The organism is Agrococcus beijingensis (assembly GCF_030758955.1).
GTDB lineage: Bacteria > Actinomycetota > Actinomycetes > Actinomycetales > Microbacteriaceae > Agrococcus > Agrococcus beijingensis.
In genome coordinates, this window is the sequence record NZ_CP132360.1 from 558,384 (window position 1) to 582,961 (window position 24,578).

Annotated in this window: 36 protein-coding genes; 34 read left to right on the plus strand and 2 right to left on the minus strand. The window is 72.1% G+C overall.

What is annotated here, in order from left to right; translation table 11 throughout:
• Positions 1-4 precede the first annotated feature (4 nt).
• The 7 genes from tuf (at position 5) to Q9250_RS02550 (ending at position 4,567) form a co-directional block, all read left to right on the plus strand.
• Complete coding sequence (tuf, locus tag Q9250_RS02520) at positions 5-1,198, plus strand: elongation factor Tu (RefSeq protein WP_306233001.1); 1,194 nt, start codon at positions 5-7, stop codon at positions 1,196-1,198.
• A 113-nt stretch (positions 1,199-1,311) separates the two neighbouring features.
• On the plus strand, positions 1,312-2,079 hold the full coding sequence (locus Q9250_RS02525; protein WP_306233002.1) for a hypothetical protein: 768 nt from the start codon (positions 1,312-1,314) through the stop codon (positions 2,077-2,079).
• Between the two features lie 38 nt (positions 2,080-2,117).
• Complete coding sequence (locus Q9250_RS02530) at positions 2,118-2,549, plus strand: DUF1801 domain-containing protein (RefSeq protein ID WP_306233003.1); 432 nt, start codon at positions 2,118-2,120, stop codon at positions 2,547-2,549.
• On the plus strand, positions 2,542-2,772 hold the full coding sequence (locus tag Q9250_RS02535) for an SCO4848 family membrane protein (protein ID WP_306233004.1): 231 nt from the start codon (positions 2,542-2,544) through the stop codon (positions 2,770-2,772). Before Q9250_RS02530 ends, Q9250_RS02535 begins: the two co-directional genes overlap by 8 nt.
• 118 nt (positions 2,773-2,890) lie before the next feature.
• Positions 2,891-3,454, plus strand: a complete 564-nt coding sequence (locus Q9250_RS02540; RefSeq protein ID WP_306233005.1) for a hypothetical protein — start codon at positions 2,891-2,893, stop codon at positions 3,452-3,454.
• Positions 3,455-3,584: 130 nt separating this feature from the next.
• Complete coding sequence (locus Q9250_RS02545; protein ID WP_306233006.1) at positions 3,585-4,124, plus strand: OsmC family protein; 540 nt, start codon at positions 3,585-3,587, stop codon at positions 4,122-4,124.
• 86 nt (positions 4,125-4,210) lie between these two features.
• A complete protein-coding gene (locus Q9250_RS02550) occupies positions 4,211-4,567 on the plus strand; it encodes a hypothetical protein (protein ID WP_306233007.1) in 357 nt (118 codons plus the stop codon).
• Between the two features lie 3 nt (positions 4,568-4,570).
• On the opposite strand, the gene Q9250_RS02555 is transcribed toward Q9250_RS02550, so the two are convergent.
• The gene (locus tag Q9250_RS02555; protein WP_306233008.1) at positions 4,571-5,332 is read right to left on the minus strand and encodes an IclR family transcriptional regulator; all 762 of its coding nucleotides are present in this window, start codon (positions 5,330-5,332) and stop codon (positions 4,571-4,573) included.
• 88 nt (positions 5,333-5,420) lie between these two features.
• Here Q9250_RS02555 and hutH point away from each other — a divergent pair, with 88 nt between their 5' ends.
• The 6 genes from hutH to Q9250_RS02585 all read left to right on the plus strand — a co-directional run bounded on the left by hutH (position 5,421) and on the right by Q9250_RS02585 (position 13,223).
• On the plus strand, positions 5,421-7,019 hold the full coding sequence (hutH, locus tag Q9250_RS02560; RefSeq protein WP_306233009.1) for a histidine ammonia-lyase: 1,599 nt from the start codon (positions 5,421-5,423) through the stop codon (positions 7,017-7,019).
• Between the two features lie 141 nt (positions 7,020-7,160).
• Entirely contained in the window at positions 7,161-8,819 is a 1,659-nt protein-coding gene (gene hutU / locus Q9250_RS02565) for a urocanate hydratase (protein ID WP_306233010.1), read from the plus strand.
• Complete coding sequence (hutI, locus tag Q9250_RS02570) at positions 8,819-10,132, plus strand: imidazolonepropionase (RefSeq protein ID WP_306233011.1); 1,314 nt, start codon at positions 8,819-8,821, stop codon at positions 10,130-10,132. The genes hutU and hutI overlap by 1 nt, the downstream gene beginning before the upstream one ends.
• Positions 10,133-10,178: 46 nt before the next feature.
• Entirely contained in the window at positions 10,179-11,324 is a 1,146-nt protein-coding gene (locus tag Q9250_RS02575) for a type III polyketide synthase (protein ID WP_306233012.1), read from the plus strand.
• Between the two features lie 10 nt (positions 11,325-11,334).
• Positions 11,335-12,063, plus strand: coding sequence for a methyltransferase domain-containing protein (locus Q9250_RS02580; protein ID WP_306233013.1), 729 nt, complete (start codon positions 11,335-11,337; stop codon positions 12,061-12,063).
• Positions 12,060-13,223: an FAD-dependent oxidoreductase gene (locus Q9250_RS02585; protein ID WP_306233014.1), complete on the plus strand. Its 1,164-nt coding sequence runs from the start codon at positions 12,060-12,062 to the stop codon at positions 13,221-13,223. Before Q9250_RS02580 ends, Q9250_RS02585 begins: the two co-directional genes overlap by 4 nt.
• Here the strand turns inward: Q9250_RS02585 and Q9250_RS02590 are convergent.
• On the minus strand, positions 13,180-14,148 hold the full coding sequence (locus Q9250_RS02590; RefSeq protein ID WP_306233015.1) for an arginase family protein: 969 nt from the start codon (positions 14,146-14,148) through the stop codon (positions 13,180-13,182). The two genes, Q9250_RS02585 and Q9250_RS02590, sit on opposite strands and share 44 nt — an antisense overlap.
• A 123-nt stretch (positions 14,149-14,271) precedes the next feature.
• Here Q9250_RS02590 and Q9250_RS02595 point away from each other — a divergent pair, with 123 nt between their 5' ends.
• The 21 genes from Q9250_RS02595 (at position 14,272) to rplO (ending at position 24,555) form a co-directional block, all read left to right on the plus strand.
• Positions 14,272-14,508 (plus strand): antitoxin, encoded by a 237-nt coding sequence (locus tag Q9250_RS02595; protein ID WP_306233016.1) that lies wholly within the window; start codon positions 14,272-14,274, stop codon positions 14,506-14,508.
• Between the two features lie 424 nt (positions 14,509-14,932).
• Positions 14,933-15,241: a 30S ribosomal protein S10 gene (rpsJ, locus tag Q9250_RS02600; protein ID WP_021010896.1), complete on the plus strand. Its 309-nt coding sequence runs from the start codon at positions 14,933-14,935 to the stop codon at positions 15,239-15,241.
• Between the two features lie 8 nt (positions 15,242-15,249).
• Positions 15,250-15,900 (plus strand): 50S ribosomal protein L3, encoded by a 651-nt coding sequence (gene rplC / locus Q9250_RS02605; RefSeq protein ID WP_306233017.1) that lies wholly within the window; start codon positions 15,250-15,252, stop codon positions 15,898-15,900.
• On the plus strand, positions 15,897-16,868 hold the full coding sequence (gene rplD, locus Q9250_RS02610; protein ID WP_479688792.1) for a 50S ribosomal protein L4, sunset domain variant: 972 nt from the start codon (positions 15,897-15,899) through the stop codon (positions 16,866-16,868). Before rplC ends, rplD begins: the two co-directional genes overlap by 4 nt.
• Entirely contained in the window at positions 16,868-17,167 is a 300-nt protein-coding gene (gene rplW / locus Q9250_RS02615) for a 50S ribosomal protein L23 (protein WP_306233019.1), read from the plus strand. The genes rplD and rplW overlap by 1 nt, the downstream gene beginning before the upstream one ends.
• 19 nt (positions 17,168-17,186) lie before the next feature.
• Positions 17,187-18,026, plus strand: a complete 840-nt coding sequence (rplB, locus tag Q9250_RS02620) for a 50S ribosomal protein L2 (RefSeq protein WP_306233020.1) — start codon at positions 17,187-17,189, stop codon at positions 18,024-18,026.
• Between the two features lie 12 nt (positions 18,027-18,038).
• A complete protein-coding gene (gene rpsS, locus Q9250_RS02625; RefSeq protein WP_021010891.1) occupies positions 18,039-18,320 on the plus strand; it encodes a 30S ribosomal protein S19 in 282 nt (93 codons plus the stop codon).
• Positions 18,321-18,347: 27 nt separating this feature from the next.
• Positions 18,348-18,716 carry a 50S ribosomal protein L22 gene (gene rplV, locus Q9250_RS02630; RefSeq protein WP_306233021.1) on the plus strand — a complete coding sequence of 123 codons (369 nt, stop codon included), beginning with the start codon at positions 18,348-18,350 and terminating at the stop codon, positions 18,714-18,716.
• Positions 18,716-19,444, plus strand: a complete 729-nt coding sequence (gene rpsC, locus Q9250_RS02635) for a 30S ribosomal protein S3 (RefSeq protein ID WP_306233022.1) — start codon at positions 18,716-18,718, stop codon at positions 19,442-19,444. The genes rplV and rpsC overlap by 1 nt, the downstream gene beginning before the upstream one ends.
• A 2-nt stretch (positions 19,445-19,446) precedes the next feature.
• A complete protein-coding gene (gene rplP / locus Q9250_RS02640; protein WP_306233023.1) occupies positions 19,447-19,866 on the plus strand; it encodes a 50S ribosomal protein L16 in 420 nt (139 codons plus the stop codon).
• On the plus strand, positions 19,866-20,198 hold the full coding sequence (gene rpmC, locus Q9250_RS02645) for a 50S ribosomal protein L29 (protein WP_306233024.1): 333 nt from the start codon (positions 19,866-19,868) through the stop codon (positions 20,196-20,198). The genes rplP and rpmC overlap by 1 nt, the downstream gene beginning before the upstream one ends.
• Positions 20,198-20,485 carry a 30S ribosomal protein S17 gene (gene rpsQ, locus Q9250_RS02650; RefSeq protein ID WP_306233025.1) on the plus strand — a complete coding sequence of 96 codons (288 nt, stop codon included), beginning with the start codon at positions 20,198-20,200 and terminating at the stop codon, positions 20,483-20,485. Before rpmC ends, rpsQ begins: the two co-directional genes overlap by 1 nt.
• Positions 20,486-20,511: 26 nt before the next feature.
• Entirely contained in the window at positions 20,512-20,880 is a 369-nt protein-coding gene (gene rplN, locus Q9250_RS02655) for a 50S ribosomal protein L14 (RefSeq protein ID WP_123697054.1), read from the plus strand.
• A gap of 3 nt (positions 20,881-20,883) precedes the next feature.
• Complete coding sequence (gene rplX, locus Q9250_RS02660; RefSeq protein ID WP_306233026.1) at positions 20,884-21,255, plus strand: 50S ribosomal protein L24; 372 nt, start codon at positions 20,884-20,886, stop codon at positions 21,253-21,255.
• Positions 21,248-21,808, plus strand: a complete 561-nt coding sequence (rplE, locus tag Q9250_RS02665; protein WP_306233027.1) for a 50S ribosomal protein L5 — start codon at positions 21,248-21,250, stop codon at positions 21,806-21,808. Before rplX ends, rplE begins: the two co-directional genes overlap by 8 nt.
• Positions 21,809-21,890: 82 nt before the next feature.
• Positions 21,891-22,289 (plus strand): 30S ribosomal protein S8, encoded by a 399-nt coding sequence (gene rpsH / locus Q9250_RS02670; protein ID WP_306233028.1) that lies wholly within the window; start codon positions 21,891-21,893, stop codon positions 22,287-22,289.
• A gap of 6 nt (positions 22,290-22,295) precedes the next feature.
• The gene (gene rplF / locus Q9250_RS02675) at positions 22,296-22,832 is read left to right on the plus strand and encodes a 50S ribosomal protein L6 (RefSeq protein WP_306233029.1); all 537 of its coding nucleotides are present in this window, start codon (positions 22,296-22,298) and stop codon (positions 22,830-22,832) included.
• On the plus strand, positions 22,832-23,203 hold the full coding sequence (gene rplR / locus Q9250_RS02680; RefSeq protein WP_306233030.1) for a 50S ribosomal protein L18: 372 nt from the start codon (positions 22,832-22,834) through the stop codon (positions 23,201-23,203). The genes rplF and rplR overlap by 1 nt, the downstream gene beginning before the upstream one ends.
• A complete protein-coding gene (gene rpsE / locus Q9250_RS02685) occupies positions 23,200-23,913 on the plus strand; it encodes a 30S ribosomal protein S5 (protein ID WP_422665065.1) in 714 nt (237 codons plus the stop codon). Before rplR ends, rpsE begins: the two co-directional genes overlap by 4 nt.
• Positions 23,910-24,098, plus strand: a complete 189-nt coding sequence (gene rpmD / locus Q9250_RS02690; RefSeq protein WP_306233032.1) for a 50S ribosomal protein L30 — start codon at positions 23,910-23,912, stop codon at positions 24,096-24,098. The genes rpsE and rpmD overlap by 4 nt, the downstream gene beginning before the upstream one ends.
• Positions 24,091-24,555, plus strand: a complete 465-nt coding sequence (rplO, locus tag Q9250_RS02695; protein ID WP_422665066.1) for a 50S ribosomal protein L15 — start codon at positions 24,091-24,093, stop codon at positions 24,553-24,555. The genes rpmD and rplO overlap by 8 nt, the downstream gene beginning before the upstream one ends.
• Positions 24,556-24,578: the final 23 nt, after the last annotated feature.

Genomic DNA, 24,578 nt, shown 5'->3' on the forward strand with positions numbered 1-24,578 from the left:
CACAGTGGCTAAGGCCAAGTTCGAGCGGACCAAGCCGCACGTCAACATCGGAACGATCGGTCACGTCGACCACGGCAAGACCACGCTGTCGGCGGCGATCTCGAAGGTCCTGGCTGACAAGTACCCGTCGGCGACCAACGTGCAGCGCGACTTCGCGTCGATCGACTCCGCTCCCGAGGAGCGCCAGCGCGGCATCACGATCAACATCTCGCACATCGAGTACGAGACGCCGAAGCGCCACTACGCGCACGTCGACGCTCCTGGTCACGCCGACTACATCAAGAACATGATCACGGGTGCGGCCCAGATGGACGGCGCGATCCTCGTGGTCGCCGCCACCGACGGCCCCATGGCGCAGACCCGCGAGCACGTGCTGCTCGCCAAGCAGGTCGGCGTGCCGTACCTGATGGTCGCGCTGAACAAGTCCGACATGGTCGACGACGAGGAGATCCTGGAGCTCGTCGAGCTCGAGGTCCGCGAGCTGCTCTCGAGCCAGGGCTTCCCCGGCGACGACGCTCCCGTCGTGCGCGTCTCGGCGCTCAAGGCCCTCGAGGGCGACGAGGCCTGGACCCAGGCCATCGTCGACCTGATGGACGCCGCTGACGAGAACATCCCGGACCCGGTCCGTGACCGCGACAAGCCGTTCCTCATGCCGATCGAGGACGTCTTCACGATCACCGGCCGTGGCACCGTCGTGACGGGTCGCGCCGAGCGCGGCACGCTCGCGATCAACTCCGAGGTCGAGATCGTCGGCATCCGCCCGACGCAGAAGACCACGGTCACGGGCATCGAGATGTTCCACAAGCAGCTCGACGAGGCATGGGCCGGCGAGAACTGCGGTCTGCTGCTCCGCGGCACCAAGCGCGAGGACGTCGAGCGCGGCCAGGTCGTCGTGAAGCCGGGCTCGGTCACGCCGCACACGAACTTCGAGGGCACCGCGTACATCCTCGCCAAGGACGAGGGTGGCCGTCACAACCCGTTCTTCACGAACTACCGCCCGCAGTTCTACTTCCGCACCACCGACGTCACCGGCGTCATCTCGCTGCCCGAGGGCACCGAGATGGTCATGCCCGGCGACACCACCGACATGACGGTCGAGCTGATCCAGCCGATCGCCATGGAGGAGGGCCTCGGCTTCGCCATCCGCGAGGGTGGCCGCACCGTCGGCGCCGGCACGGTCACGAAGATCATCAAGTAGTTCTTCTGCAGTGCAGGAAGGGCCCCGCTCCGGCGGGGCCCTTCCGCGTTGCCGGGCGGGCTCCGGCCGTACCATGCGGGCACCGTTCGATGCGGGCACCGTACGATGCGACCATGCAGCGCGGCGACCACGACGACCTGACCGCGGCGCTCGTCGGCTGGGCCGAGACGGCCGATGGCGTGCTGGGCCTCGTGCTGCTCGGCAGCACCGCAGCCACGTCGCACCTGCCCGACGACTGGAGCGATCACGACTTCTTCGTGATCGCGGCGCCGGCGGCGGCTGAGCGGCTCCGCGACAGCACGGCCTGGCTGCCGCGGCGGCGCTCCGCACTGGCCCTCCACGAGCGCGACACCGCGCACGGCGCCTGGGCGGTCTACGACGACGGGCATCTGCTCGAGTACGCCGTCTTCACGCCCGACGAGCTGTCGCTCAGCCGCAGCGACGCCCATCGCGTCGCCGTCGACCGCCTCGGCGACCTGGCCGAACGCATCCGCCCCACCCTCGCGCCGCCGGAGCGCGAGCCTCGCACGATCGCGACGGGGCTCCACCGGGCACTGCTGGTCGGCGGGGGTCGAGCCGCGCGCGGCGAGCGGCTGGTCGCGCACCGCCACCTGCTCGACGCCGCCGGGAGCCTGCTCGTGCTCGCGCACCTGCTGGAGCCCGCGGCGGTGCCGGTCGCCGACGCGCAGGATCCGTGGCGCAGAGCAGAGCAGACGCATCCGGCGCTCGCCGCCGCACTCGAGCGGATCCTCGCGCGCGGCGGCATCTCGAGCGCGATCGAGCTGGCAGAGCTCGCCGAGCGCGTCGCCGGCGCGCAGCCCTGGTGGCCGAGCCGGCTTGCGGCCGCGGTGCGCGCACGGCTCGCGCGCGCTGATCGCTGACGGTGGACGCCCCCTGGCCGCTGCGGGAGGATGGGCGCATGGCAGAGCAGAAGACCCAGCCCACCGATGCGAGCGTCACCGGCTTCCTCGACGCCGCCCAGCCCGCGCGCCGCGTCGAGGAGGGTCACCGCCTGCTCGAGATCCTGCGCGAGGAGACCGGGGCCGAGCCCGTCATGTGGGGACCGTCGATGGTCGGCTTCGGCAGCTACCACTACGTCTCCCCGTCGAAGACCTCGCGCACCGAGGGCGACTGGCCGAAGCTCGGCTTCTCGCCGCGCAAGGCCGCGCTCACGCTCTACGGGCTGAAGGACCTGCCCGAGGGCGCCGCGCTGCTGCCGGAGCTCGGCGGCTACACCGAGGGCGCGGGCTGCGTCTACGTGAAGCGGCTCGAGCAGGTCGACGAGGCGGTGCTGCGGCAGCTCGTGCGCATCGCCTGGAGCCGCCAGGACGACGGGCCGCGCGATGCCTGAGGGCGTCGGCACGTTCGGCGCCGTGCTGCTGCTGGTGGGTGCGGCGTTCAGCATCGTCGTCTGGCCGACGTTCCTGCGCAGGGTCGCGAACGATGACCGTGCGAAGGATGCGCAGGGTCGCCCCACCCGGTTCCTGACGGTGCACGTCACCCTCGTCGCGATCGCCGGGGTGATCGCGATCGCGCAGGCGGTCGCCGGGGTCTGGTGGTTCCTGGTCGCCTGAGGCGGCGCGGCTGAGGTCGAGGCCGGCCCGCCCGCGTCGAGGCCACGCCCAGCCGCCGGTGGTTGGGTGGGCGCCTGTCGGCGCACCCGGCGCCGGCCCGACCACGAGAGGTGCGAGCATGGCAGACAGCCCCATCCGCGACGGGGGCGACCAGCCCCTCGACGACGAGCCCGACCTGCCCGGAGGCGACCGGCCGCTCGACTCGGCGTCCGACTCGGTGCCCGAGCGCCGAGGCTCCCAGCTGCCGCCCGACGACGAGCAGCAGCTGCCCGCCGGCGGCGAGCCCCCGCTGCCCTACGCCAACGCCGCGCGCGACGGTCAGGCCGACTTCGCCGCGGACGCGACCGGCGAGCGCTACACGCAGATCGTCGATGCCGGACTCGAGCGGATCGACGAGATCCGCGCCCACATCGACGAGCTCGAGGCCGAGCAGCCGGGTGCGCCCGACGGGTCCTCCGGCCAGCGGCTGGAACCCGGGCCCGGCGCGCCCGACGTGCCCGGCGGCCCGGTCGGCAGCGGCACGCCCGGCGTCGCCGAGCCCGAGTCGGGTAGCCCCGTGCCCGCGCCGCCCGGCACCGCGACGGCGCCGCAGGGCGCTGGCGCGCTCGACCCGACCGCGCCCGTCGGCGACCCCGCGGGCGACGCCAGCGCGCTCGACGACATCGATCGGGCGCAGCCCTGAGCGCCCTCGGATGACGCGCCGCGTCGCCCCATGACGCGGTGTGACGCGCGGTGACGAACGGTGACGCGGCGGGCTTCCACGCCCGCCGCGTCGCTGCATAGCGTGTGGACTCCCGACCCGAGGAGATCCCATGAGCATCACCACCGCATCCGTCATCGACGTCACCGCCGACGAGCGCGACGCGCGCCTCGACGGCGCCGAGCGCGCCTGGGGCGACCGCCTCGCGGCCGACGTCGCGAACGCCCGCCTCGTCTTCGCCGCCGACGGCACCGCCGCGGGCGCGGTCGCGACGGTCGTGCGCGCCGGCCGCCACGAGCTGCTCGTCGACGAGCCCGCGGGCCTGGCCGGCGACGACGCTGGCGCGAGCCCCGTCGAGTTCGCGCTGGCCGCGCTGCTCGGCTGCCAGACCGTCGTCTACCGCCTGTACGCGAAGCGGCTGGGCCTCGCGATCGACCGGCTGGAGCTGCGCGCCGAGGGCGACCTCGACGTACGCGGGCTCTTCGGTGCCGACGACGTGCGCCCCGGCTTCGCGGGGATCCGCGTCGTGGTCGACATCGACGGCCCCGAGTCGCGCGAGCGCTACGACGAGCTGCGGCAGATCGTCGACGCGCACTGCCCGGTGCACGACCTGTTCTCGAACCCGACCCCGATCGAGACGCGCCTGGCCTGAAGTGGCCCGTTGCCGCCGCCGGGCGCGCGTGCTGTGCTTGACGCAGCCGGCGCACCGGCGGCGGCACGAACGGGAGGTGCGAGATGGTGCCCGAGCAGCCCGAGGCGCAGTGGCCGGAGACGGCGCCCGACGAGGATCGACCCGGCGACGATCGACCCGGTGACGATCGGCCCGGTGACGATCGAACTGATGACCTGATGTTCGAGGATCTGCGGCGCGACGACGAGGTGCTGACCGACCCGAACGACGTCGAGGACGACGGCCTCGACGCGCCCTCCGACGCGAGCGGGCGATCCGACGCCGAGCTCTCCGACCGCGCCCACGCCGTCATCGGCCTCGAGCACGACATCGCGAGCCCCGAGCTGCAGCCCGACGACGCGTCGGCCGCCGTGCAGGCGCTCACCGAGCGCCGGGGGCCCGATGCCGATGATCGCCCGGTCTGAGGCTCAGGAGCCGCCGAGCCTGCGCGTGAGCTCGGCGGCGGCGCCCGAGCAGAGCGCGCCCATCGCCGCCCACCCGCCCTCGTCGACGTCGAGGAGCCGGAAGGTGAGGCCCACGGCGGCGGCCGGGTAGCCCGCCGCGTCGCGCGCGGCTGCCGCCACCGAGCCGTAGGCGGCGTCGACCTCGCCGTCCTCGCGCGCCCACCCGCGCCGTCGCACGGCCGCCAGCATGGCGGTGAGCGCGGCGCGGGTCGCCGGCCGCTCGCCCGTCAGGTCGCGGTCGTGGGGCAGCAGCGCCCGCACCTGGTCGTCGCCGAGCGCCGCCAGCATCGCCCGTCCGGTCGCGGTGCGCACCGCCGGCAGCCGCACCCCGACCCGCGAGACCGTCAGCGGCGAGCGGCGCCCCTCGCCGCGGCCGGCGTAGGCCACGTCGCTGCCGGCGAGCACCGCCAGGTGGCTGGTCGCCGGCACGCTGGCGCGCTGCACGAGCCCGTCGAGGATCGGCTGCGCGAGCCGCTCGAGCCGGGTGGCCGCGGCGACCCTCGAGCCGAGCTGCTGCACGCGGGCGCTCGGGCCCCAGGCGCCGAGCTCGGGGTAGTGCACCAGGAAGCCCTCGTCGTGCATCACCTGCAGCAGCTGGTACGCGCTCGACCGGGGCAGGCCGAGCTCGCGCGCGATCGTCGCGGCGCGCACGGGCCCCGCCTGCTCGGCCAGCAGCGACAGCACCCGCAGCGCACTGCGCGCCGCGGGCATCCGAGGCATCGCCATCGCGGCCTCCCGCCTCGAGTCTGAGATCTCAGACAGCAGTATGGGGCACGCGGATGCGTCGGGTCGCCTCCGCGGGTGGAATGGCTGCATGGCAGTGGTCATCGGAGACGCCCCCCTCACCCGGCACCAGGTGGTGCAGGTCGCTCGCTTCGACGCGCCCGTGGCGCTCAGCCCCGTGGCGCTCGAGCGCATCGACGCGGCGCGCGAGGTGATCGACGGCCTCGCCGCCGATGCGAGCCCGCACTACGGCATCTCGACCGGCTTCGGGGCGCTGGCCAACACGTCGATCGCGCCCGCCGACCGCACTCGGCTGCAGCAGTCGCTGATCCGCTCGCACGCCGCCTCGAGCGGCGAGGCGGTCGAGCGCGAGGTCGTGCGGGGCCTGATGCTGCTGCGCCTGCAGACGCTGGCGACCGGCCGCACCGGCATCCGCCGGGCGACCGCCGAGCTGTATGCGGCGATGCTGAACGCCGGCGTCGCGCCGGTCGTCGGCGAGTACGGCTCGCTCGGCTGCTCGGGCGACCTCGCGCCGCTCTCGCACGTCGCGCTCGCGGCGATGGGCGAGGGCGTGGTGGAGCTCCGGGGCGAGCTGATGGATGCGTCCACGGCGCTCGAGCGCGCGGGGCTGACACCCGTCGTGCTGGCCGAGAAGGAGGGCCTCGCGCTCGTGAACGGCACCGACGGCATGCTCGCGATGCTGTGCCTCGCGCTCGCCGACCTCGACAAGCTGCTCGACACGGCCGACCTCGCCGCGGCGATGAGCGTCGAGGGGCTCCTCGGCACCGACGCGCCCTTCGCCGCCGAGCTGATGGCGCTGCGCCCGCACCCTGGCCAGGCCGAGAGCGCCGCGAACATCGCCGCGCTGCTCGCCGGCAGCCCGATCGTCGCGAGCCACAAGGGGCCAGAGGACACCCGCGTGCAGGACGCCTACTCGCTGCGCTGCGCCCCGCAGGTGCACGGCACCGCGCGCGACACCGCCGCGCACGCCGCCCGCGTCGCGGAGATCGAGCTGGCCAGCGCGATCGACAACCCGGTGGTGCTGCCCGACGGCCGGGTGGTCTCGAACGGCAACTTCCATGGCGCGCCGGTCGCCGCGGTGCTCGACTTCCTCGCCATCTCGATCGCCGACGTCGCCTCGATGAGCGAGCGGCGCAGCGACCGCTTCCTCGACCCGGCGCGCTCCTACGGCCTGCCGCCGTTCCTCGCCCACGACCCGGGCGTCGACTCGGGCCTCATGATCGCCCAGTACACGCAGGCCGGCATCGTCTCCGAGCTGAAGCGCCTCGCGACGCCCGCCTCGGTCGACTCGATCCCGTCGAGCGCGATGCAGGAGGACCACGTCTCGATGGGCTGGGGCGCGGCCCGCAAGCTGCGCCGCGCGGTCGACGGCCTCGGCCGCGTGCTCGCGATCGAGGTGATGACCGCCGCCCGAGGCATCGAGCTGCGCGACGACCCGGCCGGGCCCCGCACCGGCGCGGTCGTCGAGGGCCTCCGACGTGAAGTGCCCGGGATCGGTCCCGACCGCTTCCTCGCCCGCGACATCGAGGCATCCGTCGCCTTCACCGTCGGCGGCGGCGCGCTCATCGCGGCAGGCCTGCTGCGGCACGCCGAGTCGTGGTCGCCCGCCGCCGACGCCGCCGCCGACGCCGCCGACACCGCCGCCGACGACACCGACACCCGCACCTGACCCGATCCGTTCTGCAGGCGATCGCGGCCTGTCGAGGGAGCATTGCCCTCGCGCCGCCCGGATCACCTGCAGAACGAAAAGCCCACCCCATCGATCGACACCCGACGAACCAGACCCAGCCACCGAGACAGAGGAGCTCCCATGGAAGGCGCACGAGAGGTCCGCGCGCACCGCGGCACGCAGCTGACCGCGAAGGGCTGGCAGCAGGAGGCCGCGCTGCGCATGCTCATGAACAACCTCGACCCCGAGGTCGCCGAGCACCCCGACGAGCTGGTCGTCTACGGCGGCACCGGCAGGGCGGCCCGCGACTGGGCGAGCTACGACGCGATCGTGCGCGAGCTCACCCGGCTCGACGACGACGAGACGCTGCTCGTGCAGTCGGGCCGCCCCGTGGGCGTCATGCGCACGAACCCGTGGGCGCCGCGGGTGCTGATCGCCAACGCCAACCTGGTGGGCGACTGGGCGACCTGGCCCGAGTTCCGCCGGCTCGAGGCGGCGGGCCTCACCATGTACGGCCAGATGACCGCCGGCAGCTGGATCTACATCGGCACCCAGGGCATCCTGCAGGGCACCTACGAGACCTTCGGCGCCGTCGCCCGCGCGCTCGGCCGCGAGAGCCTCGCCGGCACCATCACGCTCACCGCGGGCCTGGGCGGCATGGGCGGCGCGCAGCCGCTCGCCGTCACCATGAACGACGGCGTCGCGATCTGCGTCGAGGTCGACCGCAGCCGCATCCTCCGCCGCATCGAGCACCGCTACCTCGACGTGGAGGCGAAGGACATGGCGGATGCGCTGGCGCGCGCCGTCGAGGCCCGTGACGCCGGGCGCCCCCTCTCGATCGGCCTGCACGCGAACGCCGCCGACGTGGTGCCCGAGCTGCTCGCGAGCGGCGCCCCCATCGACATCGTCACCGACCAGACGAGCGCCCACGACCCGCTCGCCTACCTGCCGAGCGGCGTCGCCTTCGACGACTGGCGCGCCGAGCGCGAGCGCGACCCGGAAGGGTTCACCGAGCGCGCCCGGGCTTCGATGGCGCGCCACGTCGAGGCGATGGTCGGCTTCCAGGCCGCCGGCGCCGAGGTCTTCGACTACGGCAACTCGATCCGCGCCGAGGCGAGGCTGGGCGGGTACGACGACGCGTTCGCGTTCCCCGGGTTCGTGCCCGCCTACATCCGCTCCCTGTTCTGCGAGGGCAAGGGCCCGTTCCGCTGGGCGGCGCTGTCGGGCGACCCCGAGGACATCCGCCGCACCGACGAGGCGATCCTCGAGCTCTTCCCGGAGGATGCGCACCTGGCGCGCTGGATCCGCATGGCGCAGGAGCGCGTGCAGTTCCAGGGCCTGCCGGCGCGCATCTGCTGGCTGGGCGCGGGCGAGCGGCACCGCGCGGGGCTGCGCTTCAACGAGATGGTGGCCGACGGCACCCTCAGCGCCCCGATCGTGATCGGCCGCGACCACCTCGACTCGGGCTCGGTCGCGAGCCCCTACCGCGAGACCGAGGCCATGAAGGACGGCTCCGACGCCATCGCCGACTGGCCGCTGCTCAACGCGCTCGTCAACACCGCCTCGGGCGCCACCTGGGTGTCGATCCACCACGGCGGCGGCGTCGGCATCGGCCGCTCGATCCACGCCGGCCAGGTGTCGGTCGCCGACGGCACGGCGATGGCCGCCGAGAAGCTCGCGCGGGTGCTCTCGAACGACCCCGAGATGGGCGTGATCCGCCACGTCGACGCCGGCTACGACGAGGCCATCGCGTTCGCCGAGGCGCAGGGCGTGCCGATCCCGATGCGGCGCGGTGCCTGATGTCGACGCTCATCACCGGCATCGGCGAGCTCACCACCAACGATGACGAGCGGGGGCGGATGCGTGACGCCGCCCTCGTCGTCGAGGGCGGGCTGGTCGCGTGGCTGGGCGAGGCGGCGGCGGCGCCCGCCTGCGACGAGCGCATCGACGTCGCCGGCCGCGCCGTGCTGCCCGGCTGGGTCGACAGCCACACCCACCTGGTGTTCGCCGGCGACCGCACCGCCGAGTTCGAGGCGCGGATGGCCGGGCAGGACTACGCGGCCGGCGGCATCGGCGTGACCGTCGCGGCGACCCGCGCGGCGAGCGACGCGGCGCTCGCGGCGAACCTCGATCGGCTGGCCGACGAGATGCTGCGCGGCGGCACGACCGCGTTCGAGACGAAGACCGGCTACGGGCTCACCGTCGACGACGAGCTGCGCAGCGCCCGCATCGCCTCGGCCCGCGCCGACTCGGTCACCTTCCTCGGCGCGCACCTGGTGCCGGCGGGCAGTGACCCCGACGCCTACGTCGACCTGGTGGCCGGCGCGATGCTCGACGCCGTCGCCCCGCACGTCGACGCCGTCGACGTCTTCTGCGAGCGCGGCGCCTTCGACGAGGCGCAGTCGCGCCGGGTGCTCGAAGCCGCGCGGGCGAAGGGGCTCGCGCTGCGGGTGCACGGCAACCAGCTGGGCCCGGGCCCTGGTGTGCGGCTCGCGGTCGAACTGGGCGCGGCGAGCGTCGACCACGTCGCGTTCCTCGACGACGACGAGGTGCGGATGCTCGCCGACGGCTGGCAGCGCGGCGCGCGCGGCACGGTCGCCACGGTGCTGCCCGCCTGCGACCTGTCGACCCGCATGCCGCTCGCGCCCGCACGGCGGCTGCTCGACGCGGGCGCAGTGCTCGCGATCGCCACCAACTGCAACCCCGGCACGAGCTACACGACGTCGATGGCCTTCTGCGTCGCCACCGCCGTGCTGCAGATGGGGCTCACGATCGAGGAGGCGGTGCGCGCGGCGACCCTCGGCGGCGCGATCGCGCTAGGGCTCGATGAAGGAGGTCTCGATGGAGAAGGCCTCGATGGAGAAGGCCTCGATGGAGGAGGCCTCGATGAGGAAGGCCGCGATGACGAGGGCTCCGCTGCCGCGACCACCCACCGGGCCGCACGCGCGCGCGGCCCCCTCGGACGCATCCGCCCCGGTGCCCGCGCCGACCTGCAGGTGCTCGACGCCCCCTCGATCACCCACCTCGCCTACCGGCCGGGCGTGCCGCTCGTGCACGCGGTCTGGCGGGCGGGCGAGCGCGTCGTCGCACCGGCGGCCCTGCGAACCTCGTGACCGGGGCTCCTAGCGTCCGCACGGGCGCGACCCCTACGCTCCGACCATGACAGTGCGACTTCGAGGCCTGTCGACGGCAGTGCCGCCGACCCAGCTCGTGCAGACCGAGGTGGCCGAGGTGTTCGGTGCGCAGCCGGGCCTCACCCGGCTCGCGCAGCGCATCGTCTCGACCTCGTTCGGGCTCTCGGGCATCGACACCCGCTACACGGTGCTCGACGAGCTCACCACCGGCGGGCCCGCGCTCGAGGATGCCGCCTTCTACGACCGGGCAGCGGGGCGGATCCTCGACCCGGGCACGCGCCTGCGCAATGACCGCTATGCGGAGCACGCGTCGCGGCTCTACGTCGAGGCCGGGCGGGCGGCGCTCGCGGCGGTGCCGGCGATCGCCGCCGACGACGTCACCCACGTCATCACGGTCTCGTGCACCGGCTTCTATGCGCCTGGCCCCGACTTCGTGCTGGCCCGCGATCTGGGGCTGCCCGCGGGCGTGCAGCGCTACCACCTGGGCTTCATGGGCTGCTACGCGTCGCTGCCGGCGCTGCGGCTCGCGGCGCAGCTGTGCGAGGCCGATGCGGATGCGGTGGTGCTGGTCGTGAGCGTCGAGCTCTGCACGCTCCACCTGCGCACGTCGAACGACCCCGACACGATCGTCGCCACCTCGCTGTTCGGCGACGGCGCCGGCGCTGGCCTCGTCACCGCGCGGCCGCTCGAGCAGGGGGAGCGCGCGCTCGAGCTCGACGGCTTCGCGACTCGCACGACTCCGCAGGGCGAGGGCGACATGGCGTGGCGCATCGGCGACCACGGCTTCGAGATGGTGCTCTCGAACGCGGTGCCCTCGCTCATCGGCGAGCACATCACCGGCGCCATCGCGCCGCTGCTGGCCGCCGAGGAGCCGCTCGCGGCGGCGCTGCGCGACGGCGCGGTGGCGGGCGCGATCGAGCACTGGGCGGTGCATCCGGGCGGTCGCAGCATCGTCGACCACGTCGAGAAGGCGCTCGCGCTCGACGAGGCGCAGCTCGTGCCCGCCCGGGAGACGCTGCGCGACTACGGCAACATGTCGAGCGCCACGGTGCTGTTCGTGCTCGAGCGCATCCTGCGCGACCCGGCGGCGGCAGACGGCGAGCGGGTCGCGGCGATGGCCTTCGGGCCGGGCCTCACGGTCGAGTCGGCGCTGCTCACCGTGCGGGGCTGACCGGGCCGCCGTGCTGCTGCCCTGGCTGCGCGAGCGCGACCCGGGCGCGCTCGAGCTGATGGACGACCCCGACGCCGACCCCGTCGCGCTGGCGCGCACGTTCGCGCGCTTCGCGCCGGTGAACGCGGTCGTGTCGGGACGCGGCGCCGTGTACCGGCGGTGGATCCGGCCGCGGCTGCGGGCCAGGGCGCGCGGGAGCGCCCCGCTGCGGGTGCTCGACGTCGGCACCGGCGGCGGCGACCTGCCGCGCAGCCTCCTGCGGCTGGCCGCCCGCGACGGGTTCGCGCTCGCGGTGCTGGCGATCGACCCCGACCCGCGCGCGATCGCCGCGGCCCGGGCCCGGGCGCCGATGGCGGGCCTCGAGCTGGCGCAGACGACGACCGGTGCGCTCGCCGAGGCGGGGGAGCGCTTCGACGTCGTGCTCTCCAACCACGTGCTGCACCACCTGGCGCCGCGCGAGCTGGGTGCGATCCTGGCCGAGTCCGAGCGGCTGCTCGCCCCCGGCGGCGTGGTCGTGCACGGCGACATCGAGCGGTCCCCGCTCGCCTACGCGGCCTTCGCGCTCGGCACGCTGCCGTTCGAGCCCACGCTGCTGCGCAACACGTTCATCCGCGCCGACGGGCTGGCGTCGATCCGCCGCAGCCACACCGCCGCCGAGCTCGCGGCGGCCGCACCGCCGGGGTGGGGCGTGCGGCGGGCGATCCCGTGGCGGCTCGAGCTGGTGCGGCGCGCGCCATGAGCGACGCCGCCGAGCAGCACGACGTCGCGATCGTCGGGGCCGGCGCCGTGGGGCTGCTGCTTGCCTGCCTGCTGGCGCAGCGCGGCGTCGACACGGTGGTGCTCGAGCGCCGGTCCGCGCCGGGCGCTGCGGCCCGGGCCTTCGGCATCCATCCGCCGGGTCTCGCGGCCCTCGACGCCGCGGGCGTGGGCGCGGCCGTGCGCGGCGAGGCGACGGTCATCAGGGCCGGGGCCGCGCTCAGCGGCGGGCGGCGGCTCGTGCAGCTCGACCTGGGCCGCCGGCCTATCCTGGCGCTGCCGCAGCAGCGCACCGAGGCGATCCTGCGCGAGCGGCTCGCCGCGCTCGCGCCGGGGGCCGTGCGCTGGGGTGCAGAGGTGGTCGGGCTCGCGCAGGATCGCCGCGGTGTCGCGCTGACGCTCGTCGATGGCGGATGCGTCCGCGCGCGCCGCGTCGTCGGCGCCGACGGGGTGCACGGCCGGGTGCGGTCGCTGCTCGGCATCGGCCTGCAGCAGCGGCGCGGCACCGCGGGCTACGCGATGGCCGACGTCGACGAGGGGGCAGCGGCGAGCCGCGGGACGACCGCCGGCGACGCGGCGCTGCTGCACCTGGAGCCCGGCGGCATCGTGGAGTCCTTCCCGCTGCCGGGCGGGCGGCGGCGCTGGGTGGTGCGCCTCGCGGAGCCCGCCGCCACGATCGGCCGCGAGCGGTTCGCGCGGCTGCTCGACGAGCGGCTGACGCCGGCGCCGCGGCTGCCCGCCGATGCTGCGCCCAGCGCGTTCCTGGCGCGGCAGCGGCTGGCGGTGCGCTTCGCGGCGGGCAGCGTCGCGCTCGCGGGCGATGCCGCGCACGAGGTGAGCCCGATCGGCGGGCAGGGCATGAGCCTCGGCTGGCTCGACGCGCTCGCGCTCGAGCGGGCGATCGTGCGCCCGTCGCCGGGGCGGGAGCCGTTCGCCGCCTACGACCGGGAGCGGCGCCCCGCGGCAGCGCGCGCGATGCGCCGCGCCGCCTTCAACATGGCGATGGGCGCCCCCGCCAGCCGCCCGGTGCTGGCGCTGCGGCTCGCGCTCGCGCGGGCCCTGGCGCTGCCGCCGGCGCGCGACGCACTGCTGGCCGCCTTCACGATGCGGGGCCTCGGGCCGCGCGCCCGGCGAGGGCGCTGAGTGCCTCGAGCACGCCCAGCGCGACCAGCCGCACGGTGCGGCCGTCCGCGGCGTCGGCGGCGGCGTCGACCTCGGTGAAGTCGACCGACGCGACGCGCGGGTCGGCGACGACGGCGCGCACGAGCGCGCGCAGCTGCCAGGCGCTCAGCCCGCCCGGCGTCGCGGCCGGGCAGCCGGGCGCGACCGACCGGTCGCACGCGTCGACGTCGACGTCGAGGTGGATCGGTCCGCCGGCGGCGCCCGCGATCTCGAGCGCCTCGGCGGCGACCGCCTGCACGCCGCGCAGCTCGACCGCGTCGCGGTGCACGACCCGGATCCCCGCCGCCGCCGCCCGCTCGGCGTAGGCGCGCGAGTTCGCGAAGTCCTGGATCCCGACCTGCACCACCCGGCTGCCGTCGAGCCCCGCCTCGAGCAGCCGTCGCACCGGTGAGCCGTTCGACCGGCCATCGCGCAGGTCGTGGTGCGCGTCGATGGTGATGAGCCCGGCGCTGCCGATCCGGTCGCCCCAGGTGCCCAGCGCCGCGGGCACGGTGGCCGCGTTGTCGCCGCCCAGCGCGATGACCAGCCGTGCGCGGCCGGCCGCGCGCGCGACGAGCGCGATGGCGCCCTCCTCGTCGGCATCGGGGGCGGATGCGTCGCCCGCGTCGCCGACGCGCAGTGCGTCGAGCGCGCCCCCGCTCCCCGTGGCGGCGCGGCCACCCCCGGCAGCGCCGTCAGCCGGATACGCGTACGGCGAGTACCGCCGCAGCGCCTCGCGCACCGCGGACGGCGTCGTGTGGGCGCTCGTGGGGCTCAGGCTGGTCGCGTGCGTGCCGAGCCCGACCAGCACCGCGTCGAGGTCGCCCTCGCTCCCGTCGAGCGCGGGCCAGTCCCCGGCGCGCGGCCAGCTGCGGTCGTGGGGGAGCGAGGTGGACGAGGAGGCCATGCCGCGACCGTAGCAACGCAGCGCCAGCGCCGCACGGCGCTCGACGGTGGTGCTCCCAGGCGTCGTGTGCCACCGTGTTGCGCATCGGCCGCGACCAGCGCGGCGGCAAGGAAGGAGCACCGCATGGGCTTCGAGGATCTCGTCAACCAGGGCAAGGAAGCGCTGCACAGCGAGCAGGGCGAGCAGAAGAGCGATCAGGCCATCACGGGCGCGGGCGACGCGTTCGACAAGCTCACCGGCGGCAGGTTCGCCGAGCACACCGACGGCCTGCAGGAGCGCGCCGACGGCTTCATCGGCCGCGACGACCAGCAGGCGCAGCAGGAGCAGGCGCAAGAGGAGGAGGAGCAGCAGCAGCAGTAGGAGCAGGCACGCGCATCAGGGGGACGGGCGGAAGCCGGTCCCCCTGATGCGTGCCCGGCCCTGGCATGTCGCCCGCGCACCCGCATACGGTGAGGTGCCCGCACGGGCGACCGGAGGCATCCGCAACCCCGTGCTCACGGGGGAGTCGGCGCGACACGCCCGGGTTGCACGAACATCCGCATCCGTGCGAGAATCGACAGGTTGCAAACGCGGCGCTCTCGCCGCTCACTGTCCAGCAGTGCACAGGACGATCACGATCCTGGGCCGCGGTCAGCCCAACAGAAACTTCGCCGAAGCAGAGCACGGTCCTCCGTGCTGTGCGGCGGCGCGCGCCCCTCGGGGCATTGACAGAAGAACAGCGGTGCACTGACAGGTGCGTTGCGAGCTGCCCTCCGGGGCCGCGTCGACAGGAAGAGAGTCAGCAATGGCGGGACAGAAGATCCGCATCCGACTGAAGTCGTACGACCACGAGGTCATCGACTCGTCGGCGCGCAAGATCGTCGACACCGTGACCCGTGCGGGCGCGACGGTGGTGGGCCCTGTGCCGCTGCCGACCGAGAAGAACGTGGTCGTGGTGATCCGATCGCCTCACAAGTACAAGGACAGCCGCGAGCACTTCGAGAAGCGCACGCACAAGCGACTCATCGACATCATCGACCCGACGCCGAAGGCTGTCGACTCGCTCATGCGCCTCGACCTGCCCGCTGACGTCAACATCGAGATCAAGCTCTAAGGAACGCCATGTCGAAGATCATGACGACTCGCGGCCTGCTCGGCAAGAAGCTCGGGATGACCCAGGTGTGGGATGAGCAGAACAAGCTCGTCCCCGTCACGGTGCTCGAGATCACGCCGAACGTGGTCACGCAGATCCGCACGCCCGAGAAGGACGGCTACGCAGCCATCCAGATCGCCGCCGGCCAGATCGACCCGCGCAAGGTCAACCAGCCCGCAGCGGGCCACTTCGACGCCGCCGGCGTCACGCCCCGCCGCCACCTCACCGAGGTCCGCACCGACAACGCAGGCTCCTACGAGCTCGGCCAGGAGCTGGCGGTCGACCTGTTCGCCGCCGGTCAGAAGGTCGACGTCGTCGGCACCTCCAAGGGCAAGGGCTTCGCCGGTGTCATGAAGCGCCACAACTTCGCTGGCGTCTCCGCATCGCACGGTGCGCACCGCAACCACCGCAAGCCGGGCTCCATCGGTGCCTCGTCCACGCCCAGCCGCGTCTTCCGCGGCATGCGCATGGCCGGCCGCATGGGTGGCGAGCGCGTCTCGGTGCTGAACCTCACGGTCCACTCGATCGACGTCGAGCAGGGCCTCATGCTCGTCAAGGGCGCCGTCCCCGGTGCCCGCGGTCGACTCGTGTTCGTCCGCAACGCTGTGAAGGGAGCCTGAGCATGACTGCACAGGTCGCCATCGTCGACGCCAAGGGCAAGCAGGCGGGCTCGGTCGAGCTCCCCGCGAGCATCTTCGACGTCCAGACGAACGTTCCGCTGATCCACCAGGTCGTCGTCGCGCAGCTCGCTGCCGCACGCCAGGGCACGCACTCGACCAAGGGTCGCGGCGAGGTCTCCGGCGCCGGCCGCAAGCCGTTCAAGCAGAAGGGCACCGGCCGCGCACGCCAGGGCTCGATCCGCGCACCCCAGATGACCGGTGGTGGCATCGTCCACGGGCCGACGCCGCGCGACTACTCGCAGCGCACCCCCAAGAAGATGATCGCCGCCGCGCTCCTCGGCTCGCTGTCGGACCGCGCTCGCGGTGGCCGACTGCACATCGTCGAGTCCATCGGTGCCGCTGACGCTCCCAGGACCCGCTTCGTCGTCGAGATGCTCGCGACGCTGGGCCTCACGAAGAACGTGCTCATCGTGCTCGAGCGCTCCGAGGAGAACGCGTTCCTGTCGGTGCGCAACCTCCCCGAGGTGCACGTGCTCACGTGGGACCAGCTCAACGCCTACGACGTGCTCGTCAGCGACGACATCGTCTTCTCGAAGACCGCCTACGAGGCGTTCGTCGCCGCGAAGTCGAAGGGCGAGGCCGTCGTGACGGTCGCTCCCGTCGACGAGCCGACGGCTCCCGAGGCCGAGAAGCCCGCCAAGGCGACGAAGGTCGCTGAGACGGTCGAGGCCACCGAGGCTGCCGATGGCGGCTTCGGCGCAGACTCCGCCGCACCCACCGCCGACGGCTCCGCTCCCGAGGGCTTCCCCATCAAGGGCAACAAGAACTCGATGAAGTTCCACGCGCCCGAGGGCCGCTGGTACGAGCAGACCGAGGCCGAGGTGTGGTTCCGTGACGCCGCGGCCGCTGAGGCCGCCGGCTTCGTCGAGGCCGGCAAGGCTTCGAAGGCAGACAAGGACGAGAACTGATGAGCGGCTACAACAAGGACCCTCGCGACATCATCATCCGGCCGATCGTGTCGGAGAAGAGCTACGCGCTCATCGACATGGGCAGCTACACCTTCGAGGTCGACCCGCGCGCCTCCAAGACCGAGATCAAGCTCGCGATCGAGAAGATCTTCAGCGTCAAGGTGGAGCGCGTCAACACCCTCAACCGCGTCGGCAAGACGCGCCGCACCCGCTTCGGCACCGGCAAGCGCAAGGACACCAAGCGCGCCATCGTGAAGCTCAAGTCCGGCTCGATCGACATCTTCACGGCTGTCGGCTGAGAGCGGAAGGAACACAACCATGGCAATTCGCAAGTACAAGCCGACGACCCCCGGTCGTCGCGGCTCATCCGTCGCCGACTTCGCTGAGATCACCCGGTCGACGCCCGAGAAGTCGCTGCTGCGCCCGCTGCCCAAGACGGGTGGCCGCAACAACGCCGGTCGCATCACGACGCGTCACATCGGTGGCGGTCACAAGCGCCAGTACCGCGTCATCGACTTCCGTCGCAACGACAAGGACGGCGTCAACGCCCGCGTCGCGCACATCGAGTACGACCCCAACCGCACGGCGCGCATCGCGCTGCTGCACTTCGAGGACGGCACGAAGCGCTACATCATCGCGCCGAGCAAGCTGAACCAGGGCGACATCGTCGAGTCGGGTGCCGGCGCTGACATCAAGCCCGGCAACAACCTGCCGCTCCGCAACATCCCCACGGGTACGGTCATCCACGCGATCGAGCTCCGTCCGGGCGGCGGCGCCAAGCTGGCCCGCTCGGCCGGCGCCTCGGTGCGCCTCGTCGCCAAGGACGGCCCCTACGCGCAGCTCCGCCTGCCGTCGGGCGAGATCCGCAACGTCGACGCACGCTGCCGCGCCACCATCGGCGAGGTCGGCAACGCCGAGCAGTCCAACATCAACTGGGGCAAGGCCGGCCGCAAGCGCTGGCTCGGTGTCCGTCCCACGGTCCGTGGTGTCGCGATGAACCCGGTCGACCACCCGCACGGTGGTGGCGAGGGCAAGACGAGCGGTGGCCGCCACCCCGTCAGCCCCTGGGGTCAGTCGGAGGGCCGCACCCGTCGGCCCAACAAGCCGAGTGACAAGCTCATCGTCCGTCGCCGTTCGACCGGCAAGAAGAAGCGCTAGTAGGAGAGTCCGATGCCCCGCAGCCTCAAGAAGGGTCCGTTCGTCGACGACCACCTCCTCACCAAGGTGGTTCGCCAGAACGAGGCCGGCAGCAAGAACGTCATCAAGACCTGGTCACGTCGCTCGATGATCGTCCCGGCCATGCTCGGCCACACGATCGCCGTGCACGACGGCCGCAAGCACATCCCGGTCTTCGTCACCGAGACGATGGTCGGTCACAAGCTGGGCGAGTTCGCCCCCACCCGCACCTTCCGTGGTCACGTGAAGGACGACAAGAAGGGCCGTCGCCGCTAAGCGCGGCGACGGAAGAAGGAGAAGGCAATGGTTGAGTCGATCGCTCGCGTTCGTCACATCCGCGTGACCCCTCAGAAGGCCCGCCGTGTCGTCGACATGATCCGCGGCAAGCAGGCCGAAGAGGCCCTCGCGATCCTGAAGTTCGCCCCGCAGGGCGCCTCGGAGCCGGTGTTCAAGCTCGTCGCAGCGGCGATGGCGAACGCCCGCGTCAAGGCCGATGCGTCGAACGAGTTCCTCGACGAGCAGGACCTGTACGTGGCCCGCGCATTCGTCGACGAGGGCACCACGCTCAAGCGGTTCCGCCCGCGTGCACAGGGTCGCGCGTTCCGCATCAACAAGCGGACGAGCCACATCACCGTCGTGCTCGCGACGCCGACCACGGAGGACGAGAAGTAATGGGACAGAAGGTCAACCCGTACGGCTTCCGCCTCGGCATCACCACCGACCACGTGTCGCGCTGGTTCGCCGAGTCGACGAAGCCGGGACAGCGCTACGCCGACTACGTGGCTGAGGACATCCGCATCCGCAAGATGCTGTCCACCAGCCTCGACCGCGCCGGCGTGGCACGCATCGAGATCGAGCGCACCCGTGACCGGGTCCGCGTCGACATCCACACCGCCCGCCCGGGCATCGTGATCGGCCGCCGCGGCGCCGAGGCCGAGCGCATCCGCGCCGACCTCGAGAAGCTCACCGGCAAGCAGATCCAGCTGAACATCCTCGAGGTCAAGAACCCCGAGGCCTCGGCGCAGCTCGTCGCACAGGGCATCGCGGAGCAGCTCAGCGCTCGCGTCGCGTTCCGTCGTGCGATGCGCAAGGGCCTGCAGTCGGCGCAGCGCGCCGGCGCCAAGGGCGTGAAGATCAAGGTCTCCGGCCGCCTCGGCGGCGCCGAGATGAGCCGCAGCGAGCAGTACCGCGAGGGCCGCGTGCCCCTGCACACGCTCCGGTCGAACATCGACTACGGCTTCTACGAGGCACGCACCACCTTCGGCCGCATCGGCGTGAAGGTCTGGATCTACAACGGTGAGCTGACGAACCGCGAGCTCGCTCGCGAGCAGGCGAACCAGAAGCCGCAGCGCGAGCGTCGGGGACCCCGTCGCGAGCAGGCAGCAGGAGTTGAGGCGTAACCATGCTCATTCCCCGTCGAGTCAAGCACCGCAAGCAGCACCACCCGCGGCGCACCGGTCAGGCGACCGGTGGCACCAAGGTCAGCTTCGGCGAGTTCGGCATCCAGGCGCTCACGCCTGCCTATGTCACGAACCGTCAGATCGAGGCCGCACGTATCGCCATGACGCGCCACATCAAGCGCGGTGGCAAGGTGTGGATCAACATCTACCCCGACCGTCCGCTCACCAAGAAGCCCGCTGAGACCCGCATGGGCTCCGGCAAGGGCTCGCCCGAGTGGTGGATCGCGAACGTCAAGCCAGGCCGCGTCCTCTTCGAGGTCGCCGGCGTCGAGGAGGAGCTCGCCCGCGAGGCGATGATGCGAGCCATCCACAAGCTGCCGCTCAAGGCACGCATCATCAAGCGCGAGGAGGCTGACGCATAATGGCGATCGGTTCCAAGGAGCTCCTGCCCGCCGAGCTCGCAAGCATGGATGACGAGCGTCTCGTCGTCGAGCTGAAGCGGGCCAAGGAAGAGCTGTTCAACCTGCGATTCCAGTCGGCCACCGGCCAGCTGGACTCCCACGGCCGCCTGCGCGCTGTCAAGCGCGACATCGCGCGCCTGTACACCGTGATCCGCGAGCGCGAGCTCGGCATCAGCGCCTCGCCGGCGCCGGTCGAGAAGGCTGCGGACAAGAAGAAGTCGAAGAAGGCCGACGAGGCCGAGAAGGCCCCTGAGGCCCAGGCTTCTGAGGACCAGAAGGCTGAGGACAACTGATGGCTACCACTGAGCAGCCCAAGGACGAGACCGTCCAGCGCGGCTACCGCAAGTCGCGCATCGGCTACGTCGTCTCCGACAAGATGGAGAAGACCGTCGTCGTCGAGGTCGAGGACCGCGTCAAGCACCCCCTCTACGGCAAGGTCCTGCGCAAGACCTCCAAGGTCAAGGCGCACGATGAGCAGAACGCCGCCGGCATCGGCGACCGCGTCCTGATCGCAGAGACCCGTCCGACGAGCGCGACCAAGCGCTGGCGCATCGTCGAGATCCTCGAGAAGGCCAAGTAGGCCTCGGCCTCGAAGGAGATCCAGACATGATCCAGCAGGAATCCCGCGTCAAGGTCGCCGACAACACCGGCGCCAAGCAACTCCTGACCATCCGCGTGCTCGGCGGCTCCGGCCGTCGCTACGCCGGCCTCGGTGACACCATCGTGGCCACGGTCAAGGACGCCATCCCCGGCGGAGCGGTCAAGAAGGGCGATGTGGTCAAGGCCGTCATCGTCCGCACCGTGAAGTCCACCCGCCGTCCCGACGGCTCCTACATCAAGTTCGACGAGAACGCAGCAGTCATCCTGAAGAACGACGGCGACCCGCGCGGCACGCGCATCTTCGGTCCGGTCGGTCGCGAGCTCCGCGACAAGCGCTTCATGAAGATCGTCTCGCTCGCACCGGAGGTGATCTGACCCATGGCCAGCATCAAGAAGGGCGACCTCGTCGTCGTCATCGCCGGCGCCCGTGAGGCGCGCGGCGGCGACCGCGGCAAGACCGGTCGCGTCATCGAGGTCCTCACGGAGCAGAACCGTGTGATCGTCGAGGGCGTCAACCTCGTCACCAAGCACATCAAGGTCGGCCAGACCAACCGCGGCACCCGCACGGGTGGCATCGAGACCCACGAGGCCCCGATCCACGTGTCGAACGTCGCGCTCGTCGACCCCGAGACCAAGAAGCCCACGCGCGTCCGCCGCGAGGTCAAGACCGTCGAGAAGAACGGCGTCACGACCACGACGAAGGTCCGCGTCGCGACGAAGTCGGGCAAGGAGATCAAGAGCAATGACTGACACCGCTGTGCGCCTTCCGCGGCTCAAGCAGCAGTACCGCGAGACGATCGTGCCCGCGCTCCGCGAGGAGTTCGGGTTCGGCAACGTCATGCAGGTGCCCGGGCTGACCAAGATCGTCGTCAACACCGGCGTCGGTGAGGCTGCGCGCGACTCGAAGGTGATCGAGGGTGCCATCAAGGACCTCACCGCCATCACCGGCCAGAAGCCGATGGTCACGAGCGCTCGCAAGTCGATCGCCCAGTTCAAGCTGCGCGAGGGCATGCCGATCGGCGCCCACGTCACGCTGCGCGGCGACCGCATGTGGGAGTTCCTCGACCGTCTGCTGACGCTCGCCCTCCCGCGCATCCGCGACTTCCGCGGCCTGAGCCCGAAGCAGTTCGACGGCAACGGCAACTACACGTTCGGCCTCCAGGAGCAGTCGGTGTTCCACGAGATCGATCAGGACAAGATCGACCGCGTCCGCGGCTTCGACATCACCGTCGTCACGACGGCGAAGTCGGATGACGAGGGTCGCGCGCTGCTCAAGGCGCTCGGCTTCCCCTTCCAGTCCTGACCCCCATCGGCGCCGCCGGCGCCGAGCAGCTTCAAGGTCGCTGTCCGCGGAACGGGCAGCGAAACCAGAACGGAGAACATCCATGACGATGACCGACCCGGTCGCCGACATGCTGACGCGTCTGCGCAACGCCAACACGGCGATGCACGACGAGGTCACGCTGCCGTCGTCGATCCTGAAGACACACCTCGCCGAGATCCTCGAGCGCGAGGGCTACATCACGAGCTGGAAGGTCGAGGACGCCCGCGTCGGCAAGACGCTGACGCTCGCCCTCAAGTACGGCCCGAACCGCGAGCGCGCGATCGTCGGCCTCAAGCGGGTCTCGAAGCCCGGCCTCCGCGTCTACGCACGCTCGACCGAGATCCCCGTGGTCCACGGCGGGCTCGGCGTGGCGATCCTCTCGACGAGCTCGGGCCTCCTCACTGACCGTGAGGCCGAGCAGAAGGGCGTCGGCGGGGAAGTCCTCGCCTACGTGTGGTGAGCTGACATGTCACGAATCGGACGACTTCCCATCGACATCCCCGCGGGTGTCGAGGTCACGGTGAACGACGACGTCGTCACCGTCAAGGGCCCCAAGGGCGAGCTCCAGATCACGATCGCACAGCCGATCGAGGTCGAGGTGGCCGACGGCCAGGTCCAGGTCACGCGCCCGGACGACGAGCGCGAGTCGCGCTCGCTGCACGGCCTGACCCGCACGCTGATCGCCAACGACATCGTCGGCGTCACCGAGGGCTACTCGAAGGGCCTCGAGATCGTCGGCACCGGCTACCGCGTGCAGGCGAAGGGCACGGGCCTCGAGTTCGCGCTCGGCTACTCGCACCCGATCAACGTCGAGCCGCCCGCCGGCATCACGTTCACGGTCGAGGGCAACACCAAGGTCACCGTCAGCGGCATCTCCAAGCAGGCCGTCGGCGAGGTGGCTGCGAACCTCCGCAAGCTGCGCAAGCCCGAGCCCTACAAGGGCAAGGGCGTCCGCTACGCGGGCGAGCAGATCCGCCGCAAGGCTGGAAAGGCTGGTAAGTGATGGGCATCGGTACCCGAGGCAAGAGCAAGTCGGCTGCCCGCGGTCGTCGTCACGCACGCCTCCGCAAGAAGATCGTCGGCTCCGCTCTGGTGCCGCGCCTGGTCGTCACCCGCTCGGCACGCCACGTGTTCGTGCAGGTCGTCGACGACTCGCAGGGCATCACCGTCGCATCGGCGTCGACCATGGAGGCTGACCTCCGCGGATTCGACGGCGACAAGACGGCCAAGGCCAAGCGCGTCGGCGAGCTCGTCGCAGAGCGGGCCAAGGCTGCCGGCATCGAGTCGGTCGTGTTCGACCGCGGCGGCAACCGCTACGCCGGTCGCGTCGCAGCGATCGCGGACGGCGCACGAGAGGCAGGGCTGGGACTGTGAGCGAAGAGACGAAGGACACGCAGGTGACGGACACCACGCAGCAGGCTCCTGCTGAGGCCGGCCAGACGGCCGACCACCGCGACGAGCCCCGCGAGCAGCGCCGCGGCAGCCGCGACCGCGGCACGCGCGGCGAGCGCGGTCGTCGTGACGACCGCGGCACGGAGAACCAGTTCCTCGAGCGCGTCGTGACGATCAACCGCGTCTCGAAGGTCGTCAAGGGCGGTCGCCGCTTCAGCTTCACGGCGCTGGTCGTCGTGGGCGACGGCGACGGCATGGTCGGCGTCGGCTACGGCAAGGCCCGTGAGGTCCCGACGGCCATCTCGAAGGGCGTCGAGGAGGCGAAGAAGAACTTCTTCCGCGTCCCCCGCAACGCCACGACGATCCCGCACCCGGTGCAGGGCGAGGCCGCTGCAGGCGTCGTGCTGCTCCGTCCCGCTGCCGCCGGTACCGGTGTCATCGCGGGCGGCCCCGTGCGCGCCGTCCTCGAGTGCGCCGGCATCCACGACGTCCTGAGCAAGTCGCTCGGCTCGTCGAACTCCATCAACATCGTCCACGCGACGGTCGCGGCACTGCGTCAGCTCGAAGAGCCCCGCGCAGTCGCAGCCCGGCGAGGCCTCGACGTCGACCGCGTCGTGCCTGCTCGCCTGCTCCGTGCAGAGGCAGAGCACACGAAGCACGAGGCTGAGATCGCGAAGGCGGCATCCAAGTGAGCAAGCTGAAGATCACGCAGATCAAGTCTGTGATCAGCGAGAAGCAGTACCAGCGCGAGACGCTCCGCTCGCTGGGCCTCAAGCGCATCGGCCAGTCGGTCGAGCGCGAGGACAACCAGCAGAACCGTGGCTACGTCAACACGGTGCGGCACCTCGTCAAGGTCGAGGAGATCGAGAATGACTGACAAGAACGAGTCGGCCGAGCTGCCGTCGCTCAAGGTCCACCACCTCCGTCCCGCACCCGGTGCGAAGAAGGCGCGCACGCGCGTCGGCCGCGGTGAGGCGTCCAAGGGCAAGACCGCAGGCCGCGGCACCAAGGGCACCAAGGCCCGCTACTCCGTGCGTCCCGGCTTCCAGGGCGGCCAGCTGACGAGCGTCATGCGCGCTCCGAAGCTGCGCGGCTTCAAGAACCCGTTCCGCACCGAGTACCAGGTCGTCAACGTGGGCCAGCTCTCCGAGCTGTACCCGAACGGCGGCGACGTGACGGTCTCCGACCTCGTCGCCAAGGGCGCGGTCCGCAAGAACGAGCTCGTCAAGGTGCTCGCCGGTGGCGAGCTCACGGTCGCCCTCACGGTCGCCGTCGACAAGGTGTCGGCTGCCGCTGAGCAGAAGATCGTGGCCGCTGGCGGTTCCGTCAAGTAAGTAGGCTGAGGGGCGGTCCGTTC